The 16,587-nt window shown below is 71.9% G+C and carries 16 protein-coding genes and 1 pseudogene; 8 read left to right on the forward strand and 9 right to left on the reverse strand.

Annotated features, from left to right (window positions below; genetic code table 11):
- The first annotated feature begins 192 nt into the window (after positions 1–192).
- Positions 193–870: a hypothetical protein gene (locus tag I6A60_RS14360; RefSeq protein ID WP_203055630.1), complete on the forward strand. Its 678-nt coding sequence runs from the start codon at positions 193–195 to the stop codon at positions 868–870.
- A 27-nt stretch (positions 871–897) separates the two neighbouring features.
- Here I6A60_RS14360 and I6A60_RS14365 read toward each other — a convergent pair whose 3' ends face one another.
- Together I6A60_RS14365 and I6A60_RS14370 are read right to left on the reverse strand one after the other, a co-directional pair.
- Positions 898–2,028, reverse strand: coding sequence for a GDSL-type esterase/lipase family protein (locus I6A60_RS14365; RefSeq protein WP_238435426.1), 1,131 nt, complete (start codon positions 2,026–2,028; stop codon positions 898–900).
- A 148-nt stretch (positions 2,029–2,176) separates the two neighbouring features.
- Positions 2,177–3,292 carry a GDSL-type esterase/lipase family protein gene (locus tag I6A60_RS14370; RefSeq protein WP_203024027.1) on the reverse strand — a complete coding sequence of 372 codons (1,116 nt, stop codon included), beginning with the start codon at positions 3,290–3,292 and terminating at the stop codon, positions 2,177–2,179.
- 197 nt (positions 3,293–3,489) lie between these two features.
- Here I6A60_RS14370 and I6A60_RS14375 point away from each other — a divergent pair, with 197 nt between their 5' ends.
- A complete protein-coding gene (locus tag I6A60_RS14375; RefSeq protein ID WP_203024025.1) occupies positions 3,490–3,972 on the forward strand; it encodes a peroxiredoxin in 483 nt (160 codons plus the stop codon).
- 10 nt (positions 3,973–3,982) lie between these two features.
- Here the strand turns inward: I6A60_RS14375 and I6A60_RS14380 are convergent, their stop codons facing one another.
- The gene (locus I6A60_RS14380; RefSeq protein ID WP_203024023.1) at positions 3,983–4,876 is read right to left on the reverse strand and encodes a bifunctional helix-turn-helix transcriptional regulator/GNAT family N-acetyltransferase; all 894 of its coding nucleotides are present in this window, start codon (positions 4,874–4,876) and stop codon (positions 3,983–3,985) included.
- A 389-nt stretch (positions 4,877–5,265) separates the two neighbouring features.
- On the opposite strand from I6A60_RS14380, the pseudogene I6A60_RS44000 reads away from it, so the two are divergent.
- The 5 genes and pseudogenes from I6A60_RS44000 to I6A60_RS14400 all read left to right on the forward strand — a co-directional run.
- Positions 5,266–5,442 (forward strand): annotated as a pseudogene (locus I6A60_RS44000) (type IV toxin-antitoxin system AbiEi family antitoxin domain-containing protein); the annotation flags it as partial.
- Between the two features lie 249 nt (positions 5,443–5,691).
- Positions 5,692–6,210: an endonuclease domain-containing protein gene (locus I6A60_RS41605; protein ID WP_238435427.1), complete on the forward strand. Its 519-nt coding sequence runs from the start codon at positions 5,692–5,694 to the stop codon at positions 6,208–6,210.
- 434 nt (positions 6,211–6,644) lie between these two features.
- Positions 6,645–8,555 (forward strand): MFS transporter, encoded by a 1,911-nt coding sequence (locus I6A60_RS14390; RefSeq protein WP_203024021.1) that lies wholly within the window; start codon positions 6,645–6,647, stop codon positions 8,553–8,555.
- Positions 8,556–8,794: 239 nt separating this feature from the next.
- On the forward strand, positions 8,795–9,355 hold the full coding sequence (locus I6A60_RS14395) for a MerR family transcriptional regulator (RefSeq protein WP_203024019.1): 561 nt from the start codon (positions 8,795–8,797) through the stop codon (positions 9,353–9,355).
- Positions 9,356–9,563: 208 nt separating this feature from the next.
- On the forward strand, positions 9,564–10,349 hold the full coding sequence (locus I6A60_RS14400) for a methyltransferase domain-containing protein (RefSeq protein ID WP_203024017.1): 786 nt from the start codon (positions 9,564–9,566) through the stop codon (positions 10,347–10,349).
- 83 nt (positions 10,350–10,432) lie between these two features.
- Here the strand turns inward: I6A60_RS14400 and I6A60_RS14405 are convergent, their stop codons facing one another.
- The gene (locus tag I6A60_RS14405) at positions 10,433–11,209 is read right to left on the reverse strand and encodes a siderophore-interacting protein (protein WP_203055631.1); all 777 of its coding nucleotides are present in this window, start codon (positions 11,207–11,209) and stop codon (positions 10,433–10,435) included.
- Positions 11,210–11,328: 119 nt separating this feature from the next.
- Here I6A60_RS14405 and I6A60_RS14410 point away from each other — a divergent pair, with 119 nt between their 5' ends.
- A complete protein-coding gene (locus I6A60_RS14410; RefSeq protein ID WP_203024013.1) occupies positions 11,329–11,850 on the forward strand; it encodes a helix-turn-helix domain-containing protein in 522 nt (173 codons plus the stop codon).
- A 13-nt stretch (positions 11,851–11,863) separates the two neighbouring features.
- Here I6A60_RS14410 and I6A60_RS14415 read toward each other — a convergent pair whose 3' ends face one another.
- From I6A60_RS14415 to I6A60_RS14435, 5 genes are all read right to left on the reverse strand, one after another.
- Positions 11,864–12,202: a DUF202 domain-containing protein gene (locus tag I6A60_RS14415; protein ID WP_203024012.1), complete on the reverse strand. Its 339-nt coding sequence runs from the start codon at positions 12,200–12,202 to the stop codon at positions 11,864–11,866.
- Positions 12,199–12,606, reverse strand: a complete 408-nt coding sequence (locus tag I6A60_RS14420; protein WP_203024010.1) for a DUF202 domain-containing protein — start codon at positions 12,604–12,606, stop codon at positions 12,199–12,201. The genes I6A60_RS14415 and I6A60_RS14420 overlap by 4 nt, the downstream gene beginning before the upstream one ends.
- Before the next feature lie 121 nt (positions 12,607–12,727).
- Positions 12,728–14,542 carry an acyl-CoA dehydrogenase gene (locus tag I6A60_RS14425; RefSeq protein WP_203024008.1) on the reverse strand — a complete coding sequence of 605 codons (1,815 nt, stop codon included), beginning with the start codon at positions 14,540–14,542 and terminating at the stop codon, positions 12,728–12,730.
- Positions 14,543–14,668: 126 nt separating this feature from the next.
- Positions 14,669–14,896: a hypothetical protein gene (locus I6A60_RS14430; RefSeq protein WP_203024006.1), complete on the reverse strand. Its 228-nt coding sequence runs from the start codon at positions 14,894–14,896 to the stop codon at positions 14,669–14,671.
- Between the two features lie 4 nt (positions 14,897–14,900).
- Complete coding sequence (locus tag I6A60_RS14435; RefSeq protein ID WP_203024004.1) at positions 14,901–16,580, reverse strand: glutamate--tRNA ligase; 1,680 nt, start codon at positions 16,578–16,580, stop codon at positions 14,901–14,903.
- Between the last annotated feature and the right edge of the window lie 7 nt (positions 16,581–16,587).

Consider the following 16,587-nt stretch of genomic DNA (forward strand, 5'->3'; position numbering starts at 1 on the left):
CGCGCCGCGCCCGGGCCCCCCCCCCCCCCCCCGCGGCGCGCCGCGCCCCGCCCCCCCCCGCCCCCGCCGCCCGCCGGGGCCGGTGCGGTCCGGGTGGGCTCGCGGTGGCCGGCGATTCGTCGGAATCGCTATGGTTGGCGCCGGGTTGAACCGGCGCGGCAGGCGCGCCCGCAGCGAGATGGGGAGATCATCGTGGGGCGGGGTGGGCTGGTGGACGTCGAGGCGCAGGCTGACGCGATGGCGCACATGGGGGGGGGGGCCCTTGGGGGGGGGGCGTCGTCCGTCGACCCCTCCCCCGTGCACGCCGCGGGCCCGCGCCCGGGCCGGGACCCGGAGCCCGGCAGCGACGGCGACCACGCGGTCGTCGCGGCCGGCGCGCTCATCACCGCCTGCACGACGTTCGTCGACGACCTGTGCGTCGACATCGCCGCGCTGCTGATGACCAGGGTGGACGCCGTGGCCGCCGACGTGGTCGGGCGCGAGGACGGGCCGCTGTCCCGGCTGCCCCAGGCCTACGGAGACCACTACACGGTCGACTTCGCCAGGCGGCTGCTCGTCGCGACGGTCAGCGTCACCGGCCGGCTGGCCGAGCCGGACTGGATCCCGATCGCCTGCCTGGCCGAGCAGCTGGCCCTCTACCTCGTGGTCGAGGAGGCGGCGAGCCTGCTGGACCGTTACGGGCTCGACGACGACCCGCGGGCGCGCTACCAGTTCTTCGAGGAGCAGGCGTTCGAGAACGACGCCCACCTGCGCCTGTTCGACGAGGCCCCCGAGCTCGCCGGTTCACGGGCCGCGGACCCGATCAGCGTCTGGTTCACCCCGTTCTACGACGGCTTCTACGTCCACCCGTACGTCGAGCCGCGATTCTGACGTCGAGCCCGTGGCGGCCGGCGGCGGCTACGCGCGGCTGCTGGGCACGTTGATCTCGACGGCCGGCCCCGGTTGGCCGGTCATCCACGCCTTCACCGGGATCACCCGGTAGTAGACGGTGCTGCCTCGCGACAGGTTCTCCGTGGTGAAGGTCAGGCCCTTGATCTGCGCGGGCCATCGGACGTAGGTCTGCGTGTCTGTCGACCCGGTCCGGCGTTCGATCAGGTAGGCGGTCGCTCCGGGCGCCGCCGGCCACGTCACCGTGTAGTGGGTGCCACCGGCCGGCGCGGCCACCGGCACCCCGCCCTTCTCGGGCCAGGTGAGGTTGCCGAAGACGGCCCCGAACCTGCCGCCGATGCCGAGGTCGTGCAGCGCGTTCGCGAAGCCACGGGCGATCAGCATCTCGCCGTTCGGGTTCGGGTGGGAGCCGTCCCAGGTGTCCTCGCGCGGGTTCCAGCCCAGGTCCGTCGGCGCGGTGATTACCTGCGACGTGGACGTCGACCAGCCGGGAGCCGCCTGGTCGAGCAGCTTGTTGTAGGCCACCGCCTGCGGGAGCGCGATCGCGTTGAACTCGGGGTTCCAGCGGGTCAGTACGTGGCCCAGCACGAACGTCAGCTTCGGGTTGGCCTTGCGGGCGTTGTCGATGAACTGCTTGATCTTGACGACCGTCTGCGGCGCGTTGGTCCGGAACTCCAGGTCGTTCCCGCCGAGCAGGACCAGCGCGACGTCGGCCGGAACCTTCCGCAGCACGCTCTCGACCTTGGGGGTCTCCAGGTAGAGCGAGTCGCCCCAGACGGACGAGTGCTGGCTGTCGAACATCGGGTTGAGGTAGGCGTGTGACCCGGCCGTGTCGGAGACGTTGTCGTGCACGTCGTCGCGGGTGCCGACGAAGTCGACCCGGCCGGGCGCGGAGAACGACAGGTGCGCGGCCAGCCGGTAGCGCCAGGTGTAGTCGCCGGCCGTCTCCTGCGTGGTCGAGTCGCCGAAGATCATGACCCGCAGTCGTGGCTGCGCCGACGCCGAAGGCTGTCCGTCCGCCGCCTTCGCCGCGCCGCCGCAACCGGCCGCCGCGACCGCCACCACGGCCAGCAGGAGCGTGGTCAGCCACGCGGCCGAGGGCCGGCCGCCGTTACCTGCATCACGCCCGAGCTGTGTCATGCCGGACACACTAGAGGGGCGGATTGCGACATTCACCCCGTGGTGTCGCCTTTGCCGTAGCCGTCCGTGTCCTGACCGTCCGTCCGGCGACACCCGGTCGCGCCGGCCGGCACCGCGGGCACGGGCGCCCTTCCCGCTGCCGGCGACCCTACTGGCCGGGAACGGCGAACTCGACCGCCGGGCCCGGCTGGCCGGCCATCCAGAACTTGAGCGGGATGATCCGGTAGGCGACGGTGGCGCCGGCCGGAAGGCTGTCCGTCGTCCAGCTCGTGCCCTTCACCGAGCCGGGCAGCCGGGTGAACGAGGCCTCGTTCGCGGACGAGATCCGCCGCTCGACGATGAAGTCGTCCGTCCCGGCGGCGGCCGGCCAGCTCAGCGTGTAACGGGTGCCGCCGGCCGGGGTGGCCGTCGGTGTCCCGCCCTTCTCCGGCCAGGTCAGCCCGCCGTACACCGGTCCGAACGGGCCGCCGATCCCGAGGCTGTGCAGCGCGTTCGCGAAGCCCCGGGCGATCAGCATCTCGCCGTCCGGGTTCGGGTGGGTGCCGTCCCAGGTGTCCTTCTGCGGGTCCCAGCCCTGGTCGGTCAGCGCGAGGACGACCTTCGACGTCGGCGTCGACCAGCGCGGCACCTGCGCGTCGAGCAGCCGGTTGTAGTCGGTGGCAATCGGCAGGCCGAGGTCGTCCCGCAGGTAGTCCCACCTGGTCAGCACGTGGCCGAGGACGATGGTGATGTTCGGGTTGGCCTTGCGGGCGTTGTCGATGAACTGCTTCGTCAGCGCGACGGTCTCGGCCGGCTTGGTCCAGTACGTCAGGTCGTTCTCGCCCAGCTCGACCAGGAGGACGTCCGCCGGCACCTTGCGCAGCAGGCCCGCGACCTTCGGGATCTCGAGGCGGAACGCGTCACGCCAGTCCGCGTGGTGGTCGGTGTCGAACTTCGGGTCCAGGTAGGCGTGCGAGCCGGCGTCGTCGGTCAGCGGGTCGTAGAGATCGGTGCGGTCGCCGACGAGGTCGACCCGCCCCGGCGCCGTGAGCGTGAGGTGACCGGCCAGCCGGTAGCGCCAGGTGTAGTCGCCGGCCGTCCCCTGGGCGAGCGAGTCACCGATGATCATGATCCGGGTCCGGGAGCCCGGAGACGTCTTGCCGCCCGCCGCGCCGGAGCCACCGCAGGCCGCCGCGGTGACCGCCACGGCGAGCCCGACCACGGTCGCCCGTAACGCCGTCGGTCGCCACCGCCTGAGGCTGAAGCCACGGCCAACCTCACCCATACCGGACACGCTCCGATTCTAGGAAGCGACGTTGTGGCGCCGCGCCCAGCCCACCCCTCCACATAGTCTGCGATCAAAGCGGTCCTGCGGGACCGTTGCCGAGATGGCTGTCGGTCGCGACGTGCCCTCGATCGGATTGTCGGAATTTCGGATGTCGGAATATTGCATTGTCGGAACTTCGGAATGGAGGTGGGCTCATGTCGGTCGCGGTCGGCGATCGGGTTCCGGACGTCGAGGTCCAGCTGATGGGCGAGGAGGGCCCGGTGACCGTGCGCAGCGCCGAGCTGCTCGGTTCCGGGAAGGTGGTGCTGTTCGCGGTCCCCGGCGCGTTCACGCCCGGCTGCTCGAAGATCCACCTGCCGGGCTTCGTCGCGCAGGCGGACGAGCTCGCGTCGAAGGGCGTCGACAGGATCGCCTGCGTCGCGGTGAACGACCCGTGGGTGATGCAGGCGTGGGCCGCCTCGCAGGGCGTCGGCGACAAGATCGTGATGGTCGCCGACGGCAGCGCGAGGTTCACCGAGGCGATGGGCCTGGCCGGTGACATGACGGCGGCCGGCCTGGGCGTCCGGTCCCAGCGCTACGCCGCCGTGATCGAGGACGGCGTCATCCGCAACCTCGACGTCGAACCCAAGCGGGGCGTCGAGGTCAGCTCGTGCGAGGCCGTCCTCACCCGGCTGTAGCTGTCATCCGTCAGCTGTCACTCGTCGGGGCCGTGAGGGTCTTCTCGAAGAAGTGGGTGGCGTAGGGGTTGTCGTTGTAACGGGCGGTGCGGCGGTAGCCGGCGCGCCCGTACAGGGCGATCGCCGCGGCGAGGGACTCGTTGGTGTCGAGGCGGGCGGCCCGGTGGCCCAGTGCCCGGGCCGCGTCCTCGAGCTGGCGCAGCAGGCGGGAGCCGAGACCCACCCCGCGCCACCTGTCGTCGACCCACATGCGTTTCACCTCGCCGACGCCGTCGGCGATCGTCCGCACGCCGCCACAGGCGACCGGCTGGCCGTCATCGCGGGCCACGAGGAAGATCCCATGCGGCGCGGCCAGCTGGACGCCGTCCTGCTCGGCCTGGCCGGTCGCCTCGAAGCCGAACCGGCGGCCGATCTCGGCGAAGTACCGGTCGACCGCGACCCGAGCCACCGGCCCGCGCGGATCGACCGGCTCGAACGTCACCGTCGCCGCGCGGACCAGCAGGTCGGCCTCGCTCAGCGCCGCCGCCAGCCGGGCCCGCTGCCGCTCGGAGAGGGGCTCGACCAGCCGGCGGGCCCGCTCCTCGGACCTGTCGTCCAGCTCCTGCCAGCGTCGCCGGCCGGTCTCGGTCAGCCCGACCAGCCGGCGTCTGCGGTCGTCCGGATCCGGCTTGACCACGACCAGCCCGTCCTCCTCCAGTCGGCGCAGCAGGCGGCTCAGATACCCCGAGTCCAGGCCGAGGCGTGCTCGCAGCGCCTGCGTCGTCGTCGGCCCCGACCCGATCTCGAACAGCAGCCGCGCGGTCCCGAGCGGCAGCCCCATCCCGAGAAACGACTCCTCCAACGCACCGATCCGCTGCGTGTAGGCCCGATTGAACCGCCGCACCACAGCCGTAGCGTCCTCCATATCCTCTGACTCTAGTCAGAGAAATCCGGCCACGGCACGCCCCGGGCCGACGGGCGTGGGGCCGATGGCTTGTGGCCGGGTCGGAGAGTGTCCGAGGGTCGGTGGACGTCGAGGCGAGGGCTTCATGCCCGGGTCGGAGCGGTTGCGCCGTTCGGCGGACGGCTTAGGCGAGGCCTGTCCCCAAGGGCGACCGCGTACGTGGGTTGTCGGCGCCTCAGACGTCTGCGCCTGCGCGTCCGCAGGTCGTTGGCGACTGTTGCCGGACTCGGCCCGGTAGCCGGGTGCTCCGGGCCGATCGGCCCGAGGCGGTTTTCCACCGACCCGCTGCTTGTCCACAGCTGTCGGTGACCGGTTTGCCTGCCCTGGCCCCTTCGCGAAGCCTTTGGGCCATGACCGATCGAGAACGCCGCCGCCAGGCGGACCTGACCCTGGCCGAGTCCCTGCGCGTGGCCCGCCGCCAGGACGGAATGATCACACGCCAACAGGCACTGCAGGCCGGGCTCACCGACGGTCGGCTCAGGTGGCTGGTTCGCTCGGGCGCTTGGACGCGGGCGGCTCGGGCGACCTACCTGGTCCCCGGCGCCGACCCGGTGCGGGGACGGGCGCGCGCGGCGATCCACCGGCGACCGGACGCGGTGGTCTGCGGAGTCACGGCGGCCCGGCTGGCTGGCCTGGACGCGCTTCCGTTGGCCGGCCCCGCCGAGCCCGTGCATCTGTTGGTCAGCCGCCGCGGCACGCGAGATCCTGTCCAGGGAGCCGTCATCCATGTCGGCGAGATCGAGGCCCGTGACGTTCACAGCTTGGCTGGAATACCCATGACGTCGCCGGCACGGACGCTTGCGGACCTCGCGCTGTCCTTCGACCGGGCGCGCGCGGTGGCGGCACTCGATGCCGGGTTGCGAGCGGGCTGGGTCCCTGACACGGGGCCGGTTCTCGCGCAGTTGTTCGGCCGGCGAGGCGCGGTCGGCCGTCGTCCTTGGCTCGCGGAGGTGGATGGGCGGTCCGAATCGCCGCTCGAGACCCACGTGCGGCTGATCGTCGTAGATGCGGGCCTTCGGCCCGAGGAACTGCAATACGAAATCCTCAGCGACGAGGGCGGATTCGTGGCCCGTGTTGACATGGCCTGGCCGTCGCGCAGGGTGTGCCTGGAAGCGGACGGCGTCGGATATCACTCGGCCCCCGCTCCCGCGTATCGCGACCGTGATCGACAGAACGCGCTGGTCAGGCTCCGCTGGCGGTTGCAGCGTGTCACCTGGCGGGACGTGGAGCACCGGCCTGGCTGGATCATCGCCCAGCTGGCTTCCCTGTTGGCGACTCCTCCGGCGACCTTCTAAGCCGGTACGTCTTCGACCGCGGGTCACCGTCCGGTGGCCCGGCTTGACCAAACTGCGCCCGGCCTGCCTGCGCCGTCTCGGCCGATTTCGTGGCGCCGACCTGCCTGCGCAGACGCCGATCATCCGGCTGGCTGGGCAGGCTGCTGCACCTTGATCGAGAACTGCGCAGGAAAAAAGTGGACAAATTGGGGTACGCAACGCCGTTTTGCCTGCGCAACGAGTGATCAAGGCGTCCCGGTGGGGTGTGAGGCCGCCTTGATCACTCGTTGCGCAGGGGAATTGTGAGCAGTGGGGGCTGGGGTGGCGCCCCGATCGAGCCTGATGTGGCACCCCCGCTGCGCGCCGGATGGTCGAGGTGGTCGGAGCTTGAGTGTGAGGGAGAAGGTGGTGGAATCTTACGTTGACGTGAGATAGAGGTAGTAGCGTCGGGGATCGTGACGACGTCGGAGAGCGCAGCGCTGAACGGGACCGGGTCACGACCGCGGGGTGCGGCGGTGCCTCCGGGGGACGCGGAGGTCCGCGGCGACGGCTACAAGTGGACCGTGCTGATCAACACGACCATCGGCATCCTGATGGCCACGGTGAACGCGTCGATCCTGCTGATCGCGTTGCCGGACATCTTTCGCGGGATCGGCATCGATCCGCTGGCTCCGGGCAACACCTCGTACTTCCTGTGGATCCTGATGGGCTTCATGCTCGTCACGTCGGTGCTGGTGGTGAGCCTCGGCCGGGTCGGCGACATGTTCGGCCGGGTGCGCTGCTACAACCTCGGCTTCGCGGTGTTCACGGCCGCGTCGATCCTGCTGGCCGTCACCTGGATGCACGGCGACGCGGCGGCACTGTGGATCATCATTGTCCGGGTCGTGCAGGGCGTCGGCGGCGCGATGCTGATGGCCAACTCCTCGGCGATCATCACGGACGCCTTCCCGGCGAACGAGCGGGGCTTCGCCATCGGCGTCAACGGTGTCGCGGCGATCTCGGGGTCGTTCCTCGGGCTGCTGATCGGCGGTCTGCTCGCCCCGATCGAATGGCACCTGGTCTTCATCGTCTCGGTGCCGTTCGGCGTCTTCGGCACCGTGTGGGCGTACGTGAAGCTCAAGGACAACGGCGTGCGGACCCCGGCGAAGATCGACTGGTGGGGCAACCTGACCTTCGCCGCCGGGCTCATCTCGGTGCTGGTCGGCATCGTCTACGGCCTGCAGCCCTACGGCGGCCACACGATGGGCTGGACGAACCCGTGGGTGCTCACGGCGATGATCGGCGGCGTCGCCGTGCTGGTCCTGTTCTGCTTCATCGAGACCCGGGTCAGCGACCCGATGTTCGCCCTGGAGCTTTTCAAGAACCGTGGCTTCACCATGGGCGTGATCGCCGGCCTGCTGGGGGCGCTCGCCCGTGGTGGCCTGCAGTTCATGTTGATCATCTGGTTGCAGGGCATCTGGCTGCCGCTGCACGGCTACAGCTTCGAGCGGACGCCGCTGTGGGCTGGCATCTACATGATCCCGATGACGGTCGGCTTCCTGATCTCCGGGCCGATCGCCGGCCGGCTTTCCGACCGCTACGGTGCCCGGCCCTTCGCGACCGTCGGCATGCTCGTCAGCGCGGCCGGCTTCGGGATCTTCGACGTCATCCCGATCGACTTCAACTACATCGGGTTCGCGCTCGCCCTGATGCTCATCGGGATGTCGATGGGCCTGTTCGCGGCCCCGAACACCGCGGCCGTGATGAACGGGCTGCCGCCGAACCGGCGGGGCGCCGGCGCCGGCATGCTCAACACGTTCCAGAACTCCGCGCAGGTGCTCTCGATCGGCGTCTTCTTCACCGTGATCGGCCTGGGGCTCGCGGCCTCGCTGCCGCACACGCTGTTCTCGGGTCTGGCCGCCCAGGGGGTCCCGGCCGCGAAGGCACACGAGATCGCCGGCATCCCGCCGGTCGGCAGCCTCTTCGCCGCGTTCCTCGGCTACAACCCGATCCAGCAGCTGATCGGCTCGTCGACGCTGTCGACCCTGCCGCCGGACCGGGCCAGCTACCTGACCGGCCAGGAGTTCTTCCCGCACCTGATCTCCGGTCCGTTCGGCGACGGACTGCACCTCGCGTTCGCGTTCGCGGCGCTCGCCTGCGTGATCGGCGCGGTGGTCTCCTGGCTGCGCGGCGGCCAGGACCAGCCCGTGCACCGCTCGCTCGCCGTGGAGACGGCCGCGGGCCTGGCCGGCGCGGGTGACGCCGCCGCTGCGGAGGCCGGGGCCGGTGGGGTGGGCGGCATCGACCCGGCCGAGGCGACGGACCCGGCCGAGGCGACGGACGCGGTCGGCGCGCTGGGGCTGCCGGCCGCGAACCCGGCGACATGACGACGAACCGGGCGGCGACATGACGACGAACCGGGCGACATGACGACCGGGCGGCGCCAGCCGGCGTTACCGCGCCGGCGCCCAGCGCTCGCCGAGGCCGCTCGCCGGGCGGTCAGGCCGACCAACCGCCCGACGCCCGGCGAGGCCGCTCGCCTGCTGAGCGGGCCTGGCAGGCCGACATGCGGCCCCCGGCGGCGCACAGCGCGCGCTCAGCGCCACCCGCTGGGAATACTTAGGTCATGACGGACAGTGGGACGATCGCCGCCGTTCGCGGCGACCAGGCCGGCGGCCCGGCCTTAGCCGGGAGTCCCGGTGCAGATACCTCTGCCGCGGCCGATGGCGCGACCAACCCCGCCGCCGTCGACGCGGCCGCGGAGCGGGCCCTGCTCGCGATCGGGCCGGCGTCCCGCGAGGTGGGCGTCTCGGTGCGCTCGCTGCGGTACTACGAGGAGATGGGCCTGCTCACCCCATCGGGGCGCACCAGCGGCGGGAACCGGCTCTACGGCCCGGACGACCTGGCCCGCGTCCGCCGCATCCGGGAACTGCAGCAGCTGCTCGGCTTCAACCTGGACGAGGTGCGCGACATCCTCGGCCACGAGGACCGGCTGGCCCGGGTCCGCCAGGACTGGGCGGTGGCGAGCACCGAGGACCGGGTCCGCCTGCTGGACGAGGCCCGCGAGGTGTACCTGAACCTGCGCGACCAGGTCGAAGGGAAGATCAAGGGCCTGGTCTCGTTCCGCGACGAGCTGGATGCCCGCGTTGCCCGCAACGACCGGCTCCGCGAGACCCTCCCCGGCTGACAGGCGGGCAGACCGGGTCCGCGGCCCGGCCCGGAACCTCAGACCAGCGGAAATTCCGTGGACGTCACGGGCCGGGTGTCGTGGACTTGGGACGTCCCGCAACCACCCGCCGCCCAGTGTGAGCGACAGATGCCCGGACCGGACCCGACGGGGTCGGCCCGGTCTGTGTCGCGCTCCTCGGTGGCCGACGCCGGCTCAGGAGGCTCGCGTGACCGCCCCGACGGCCGGCGACTTCGACTACGAGACCCATGGCGGCGGCTACGCGCTGCGCCGGCGTACCGACCCGCGCATCGCCGCGTTCGTGCATGCCGCCCTGGGTGACGCGTGCACGGTCGTCAACGTGGGAGCGGGGGCCGGCTCCTACGAGCCGCTGGGCCGGTGCGTCGTCGCGGTCGAGCCGTCGGCGCGGATGCGGGCGCAGCGCCTCGCCGGCCAGGCCCAGGTCGTCGCCGCGGTCGCGGAGGCGCTGCCGTTCGCCGACGGTGCGTTCGCCGCGGCGATGGCGACGAACACGGTCCATCAGTGGGCCGACCTGGAGCGCGGCCTGGGCGAGCTGCGCCGGGTCAGCCGCGGCCCGGTCGTCCTGCTCACCTTCGACGGCGACGCCTTCGACCGGAACTGGCTCGTGGAGTACGTCCCCGAGCTGGTCGCCTACGAGCAGCGCCGGATGCCCTCGATCGGGCGCATCGTGGCAGCCCTCGGCGGTACGACGGTTGTCACGCCCGTGCCGGTACCGGCCGACTGTTGCGACGGCTTCATCGAGGCCTTCCTCGGCCGGCCCGAATGCTTCCTCGACCCGATGATCCGGCGGGCCCAGTCCCCGTGGGTCTTCGTCGGGCCCGAGATCGTGGCCCGTGGCGTGGCCCAGCTGCGCGCCGACCTGGTGTCCGGCGCCTGGGACCGCCGCCACGCCGCGCTGCGCCTCCAGAACGAGTTCACCGGCGCCCTGCGCCTGATCACCGCCTACCCCGCGAGTACGCCCGCACGTCCATGATCGCCGTTTTGGCCCTCGCGCGGTCGTGATTCCACCCTGATCGCAGCCACCGGAGGGCCAGGGCGGCGATCAGGACACGCAGGTCAGTCCATGCCGCGGCGTCCCGGCGTCCAGAACGGGTGGGTGAGGACGTTGCGGCGCGGCCAGCCGCGCTCCTCGACCAGATGGCGGCGCGCGCTCTGGATCGCGCGGGCCTCGCCGGCCAGGTAGGCGATGCCGGGCTCGGCCGGCAGCGGCAGGTCGGCGAGCGCGGCCGGCAGCCGTGGCGAGTCGGCGGCTGGCGCGCCCTCGCGGTAGACGAAGGTCAGCTCGCCGCCGCGCGGCAGCGGCAGCGCGTCGCCCGGGGTGTCGTGCTCGACCGCCCCGAACACGGGCGCCGTCGTGGGCGGGGCCCGCAGGATCGCGCCGAAGGCGACCGCGGCGGTGTCGTCCCCGGCGAACAGGTGGTACGGCGCGTCGGGCTGGGCCACGAGGTGCCCCTCGGGGCCTTTGACCAGGACGCCCCGGCCGGCGGTGGCCTCGCGGGCCCACCGGGCGCCGGGACCGTCGCCGCCGTGGTCGTAGACGGCGAGGTCGAGCCGGCCGTCGGGGGCGTAGTCCCACACCGAGTAGGTGCGCTTGAGGTCGCGCGGGCTGCGCAGCCAGGAGCCGGGCACCGAGGGGTCGGCGAGCACGACGCTCACGTGCTGGCCGGGCGTCCAGTCCAGGCCGGCGAGGGCGTCGCCGGTCAGCGTGATCCGGCGGGTGCGGGCGGCCAGCTGCTCGACGGCCGCCACCTGCGCCCGGTGTAGCACGCGCGCCAGGGGATTGCGCGACGAGCGGCCGGGCCGGGCCGTCGGGGCGGGGGTTGTCACGTCCATGACTCCTCCGGAGGTACGGATCCTGCTAGCTAGCTATACGATAGCTATCGATCGAGTCGGTCCGTGCGGGGGTTGCCCGCATTCGGGGCCGCTTCGCACGGAAACCTCAGGAGGCCGGGATGACCCCGTCCGAACCGACCAGGGCCGTCTACGTCCGGATGCCGGACAAGCTCGCGCAGAAGCTCGACAAGGCCGCCGAACGCTTCGGTGTCAGCAAGCGCGACCTGCTCGCCACGCTGGTCTCCGACCACCTCGACATCGAGGGCGACGAGATCGTCTTTCGCCCGCACGGCCGGGACGGCAACAGCCAGGGCAGGCCCGAGGGCGCGCCCCGGCCCCCGCGTCCGGGTGACCTGTGGCGCAAGCGTTCGAGTGCCGACGACCCGGACGCAGAAGCGGCCGGGCCGAAGGTGCGGATGAGCAAGGCCGCGGCGCCCGAGCCGGAGGCGCCCGCCGCGCCGTTGAGCGAGGTGCTGACGCTCGAGGAGGCCGCGGAGCTGGTGCGCGTTCCCGTCGACGACCTACGAACGCTGGTCGAGTCCGGCGAGCTTCCGGCTCGCCGCATCGGCGAGAGCTGGCGCCTCACCCGCACCGCGGTTCTCGCCTGGCTGGCCGGCCCAGGCCCGGCCCCGGCCGGCTGACCCGGCTCGCGCGTCAGCCCAGCAGGATGGCGACGAGTCCGGTGACGCACAGCGCGGCCGTCAGGGCGGCGGTGACGGCCAGGGCGCGGTGGTCCTCGGGGGAGCGGTCGAGGCGGATCGCGGCCACGGTCGAGCGGTAGCGCAGCTGGGCCCGGCCGACGAGCAGGGCGGTGACGACCAGCGCGATCAGTCCGGGGACGACGAGCGGCGTCCGGCCGTCGAGGGCGGCGTGCAGCAGCAGGGCGCCGTTGGCGGCGAAGCCGAGGCCGGTGCGCTGCCAGGCGAGATAGGTGCGCTCGCTCTGCATCCCGGAGTCGAGGATCTCGGCGGGGTGCTCCGGCCGGTCGGTCATCGGCGGCCCCGGGCCACGTCGACCAGGATGAACGCCATGGCGCTGATCATGACGACGGAGATGCCCAGGCCGACCAGGCGGGGGAGCAGCGACGGGGGCAGCGGCGCCCCTTCGCGGATCGCGCGCTCGCGGCGTTCCCAGCGGGTGTAGCTGGTCGCGGCGATCAGGATCGCCAGCACGATCAGCGCGATCCCGAGAATGTGACGGGCCCAGCCGATCGAGAAGCTCGGCACGATCTGGACGACCGCGATCCCACCGGCCAACAGCGCCAGCGCGGTGCGGATCCAGGCCAGAAAGGTGCGTTCGTTCGCCAGGCTGAACCGATAGTCAGGTTCAGTGCCGACGGTGTGCACGGGCGGCTTGCCGCCGCCGGTCTGTCCGGCGTGCCGCCGCAACCAGTCCACGGCGTCAACCTAGCCGGGTCGTTTCGGGCCCGCCTTGGCGAACTTTTCACGTCGGCCAGGTGGGATTTCGGGCATCGCGCCAAGTCCCGGCTTCCAGGACGGTGCTTCGGGACCGGCGCGGCTACAGCCAGGCGGGGTCGGTGTCGAGGGTGGTGCGGTCGAGGCTCGCGAGCAGGTCGAGCTGCGGCGCGGTCCTGGGCAGCTCGTATCGGTAGAAGAAGCGGGCGGCCGCGCGCTTGCCGTCATAGAACGGCCCCTGCTTGCCGGCGGCGGCGAGCGCCTGCTCCAGCCATAGCCAGGCGATCACGGCGTGGCCGACCGCCTCGAGGTAGACGCTCGCGTTCGCCAGCGTGACGTCGGGGTCGCCGGCGCCCCACAGCTTCGCCGTGACCTCGACGACGCGCTCGACGGTCGAGCCGAGCAGGCCGGCGAGCTCGGCCAGCTCGCCGCCCGCGGCCGTCGCCGTGGCCACGGTCGCGTTCATCGCCTCGGCCAGCGCGGCCAGTCCCGCCCCGCCCCGCAGCGCCACCTTGCGTCCCAGCAGGTCCAGGCCCTGAATGCCGTGCGTGCCCTCATGGATCGGGTTCAGCCGGTTGTCGCGGAAGTGCAGCTCGACGTCGTACTCGCGGGTGTAGCCGTAGCCGCCGTGGACCTGGATCGCGAGGTTGTTGGCCTCCAGGCACCACTGCGACGGCCAGCTCTTCACGATCGGGGTGAGCGTGTCCAGCAGCAGGTGGGCCCGGTCGCGCTCCTGCTCCGTCGGCGCGGTCCGCTCGTCGTCCAGCAGCTTCCCGGCGTAGAGGACGAGCGCGAGCGCCCCCTCCACGTAGGACTTCTGCGCGAGCAGCATCCGCCGCACGTCCGCGTGCTCGATGATCGGGATCTGCGGGGCACGGGCGTCCTTGCCGGCCGGCGGGCGGCCCTGCGGGCGGTCCTTGGCGTACTTGAGCGACTTCAGGTAGCCGGTGTAGCCGAGCGCCATCGCGCCCGCGCCGACCTTGATCCGGGCCTCGTTCATCATCGTGAACATGTACGAAAGGCCCTGGTGCGGCTGGCCGACCAGGTAGCCGACCGCGCCCGGCTCGCCGCCGGGGGTGTACTTGCCCTCGCCGAAGTTCAGCAGCGTGTTGGTGGTGCCGCGGTAGCCCATCTTGTGGTTCAGGCCGGCGAGGACCACGTCGTTGCGCTCGCCGACGGAGCCGTCCGCGTTGACCAGGAACTTCGGGACGACGAACAGACTGATGCCCTTGACGCCGGCCGGGCCGCCGGGGATCTTCGCCAGGACCAGATGGACGATGTTCTCACCCAGCTCGTGGTCGCCGGCCGAGATCCACATCTTGTTGCCGAAGACCCGGTAGCTGCCGTCCGGGCGTGGCTCGGCCCTGGTGATGATGTCCGAAAGCGACGACCCGGCCTGCGGCTCCGACAGGCACATCGTGCCGTGGAAGCGGCCGTCGAGCTGCGGGCGGACGTAGGCGTCGATCTGCTCGGGGCTGCCGTGCGCGAGCAGCAGGTTCGAGTTGCCGATCGTCAGGAACGGATAGCTGAACGTCGAGACGTTGGCCGCCATCAGCCACGAGAAGCAGGCGTCCGCGACCACGACGGGCAGCTGCGCGCCGCCGACCTCGGCGTCCATCGTGGCGGCGATCAGCCCGGTCTTCGCGAACACGTCGACGGCCGCCCCGATCTCGGGGATCAGGTGCACCCGCTCGCCGTCGAACGTCGGCTCGTTCAGGTCCGAGCGGCGCAGGTGCGGGTAGAAGTGCTCGGTCGCGACCTGCTCGGCGAGGTCAAGGAGCGCGTCAAACGTCTCCCGGTCGTGCTCGGCGAACCGTTCCCGCGCCGTCAGCGCCGTCACGTCGAGCCACTCGTACAGCAGGAAGTCCAGATCCCGCCGCGAGAAGATCACTGACTCGGCACTGCCACCTGGCGGCATGGACAACCCCTCGCGGCACTCGAAGACGGCCCGGACAGCCGGTCGGCCGGCCCAGCGCTCGGCCGCCGCCCGGGACCAGTTTTATCCAGTATCCAATGATGTGCCCCGCTGCCGCGACCGCTGGGGCTAGGCCCTGACCTCGACCGTTCTGATCGTTCGCCAGGACACGACGACCTGGCCGCCGCCGTCGAGGGGGAGTGCCGTCACCTCGCTCTGGGCGATCCACCCCTGAATCGTCTGGGTCAGCGCGGCGAGCTGTGCCTTCCAGGGCTCGGCGCTGTCCAGGAGGCCGCTGATGTCGATCCGGTGCTCGATCGTGCCGTCGATGATGAGGGAGACGCCCACGGTTGCCACGGCTTCAGCCTGCCAGGACCGCGCCGAGGCGGCGGCGGGTTTCGGGCTCGCCCAGGGCCTGGGTGACGAGGTGGAACGCCGGGCTGCGGTTCGAGCCGGTGAGCAGGACGCGGAAGACCTGCGCCGCCTCCTTCGTCGAGCCGACGAACGAGTCCTTGTCGGCCTTGTACTCCTTCGGGCTACCGGCGAACCTGTTCGCGACCGCGGCGGCCCGGATCTGCCCGAACCATTCGTCGCTGTCGTCCACGTGCCGGTAGTCGCGCAGGAAGTCCTCGCACAGCGCGCGGACCACGTCCGCCGGCAGGGCGCCGAGCCGCGGGTCGGCCGGGTCGGTGACCGGCTCGAAGAGCGCCGCGAAGAAGTAGCCGTAGACCGAACGGAAGTCCGACCACTTGCGCAGGTCCTTGCGGGGGTTCTCGACGCCGGTCCGCTCGATGTCCAGGGCGCGCAGCGCGACCCGCGGCTCGGCGCGGACCGCCGAAGCGAGCTCCGTGTCGTGGACGTCGGCCCAGCCGAGCACCTCGTCCACGATCGTCTGGCCGGACAGGGTCGCGATGTGGTCGGCCGCGATGTCCTCCAGCTTGACCAGGTCGACCAGGGCGCCTGAGACGCCGGCCTCCGAGAGGCGCAGCGGCTCGGCGAGCGCCTGGTCCATCGGCAGCACGGCCAGCCGGCCGTTGATCAGCCCGCGCAGGTAGTAGAGGACGGCGTCCGCCGGGTAGCCGGCGGCGATGTAGAACTCGACCGACGCCTCCGGGTCCTTGCGCTTGGACAGCTTCCGCTTGCTCGACCCGTCCCCCTTGAGCAGCGGCGCGATGTGGGCGTACGGGATCCGCTCGAAGCCGGCCGCGTCGAACAGCTGCAGATGCAGGGGCACCGACGACAGCCACTCGTCGGCGCGGATCACGTGGGTGACCCGCATCAGGTGGTCGTCGACGGCGTGCGCGAAGTGGTAGGTCGGCAGCCGCAGCGGGCTGTCCGAGGACTTCAGCAGGACGACGTCGTTGCGGTTGGCGTCCGCGGTGATCTCGCCGCGGATCAGGTCGGTGTAGGTGACCCTGGAGCCGCCGGGGGAGCGGAACCGGACGACGTACGGCCGGCCCGCCGCGAGCGCCTCCCGGACCTGCTCGTCCGGGGCGTCGCGCCACAGCGCCCACCGGGCGTAGTACCCGGTCGGCACCTTCGCGGCCCGCTGCTGCTCGGCCGACGCGGCCAGCTCCTCCTTGGTGGCGAAGCACAGGTACGCCCGGCCGTCCCGCAGGAACTCGCGGGCGTACGAGAGGTAGATCTCGGCCCGTTCGGACTGGGTGTACGGGCCGTAGGCGCCCTTCTCCGGCGTCTCGTCGGCGTGGACCCCGAAGTAGGTGAACGCCGCGTCGAACTGCAGGAGCGCGCCCTCGACGGTCCTGGCCTGGTCGGTGTCCTCGACCCGGATGAAGTAGGCGCCGCCGGAGTGCCGGGCGAGGTCCTTGTCGAGCATCGCCACGTAGACGCCGCCGAGGTGGGCGGCGCCGGTCGGGCTCGGCGAGAACCGGGTGACCATCGCGCCCGCGGGCAGGTCCCGGGGCGGGTAGCGCTGCTCCCAGTACTCCGGACCGGGCAGATCGCCGTCCGGCCGGTCCGCGGAAGCCGGTCCGGCCGGGACCCTGGGGAACAGGGCGTCGATCTCGTCCCGCTCAAGCATGACGGGT

This window comes from Frankia sp. AgB1.9, assembly GCF_016786355.1.
In the GTDB taxonomy this organism is placed as follows: Bacteria; Actinomycetota; Actinomycetes; order Frankiales; family Frankiaceae; genus Pseudofrankia.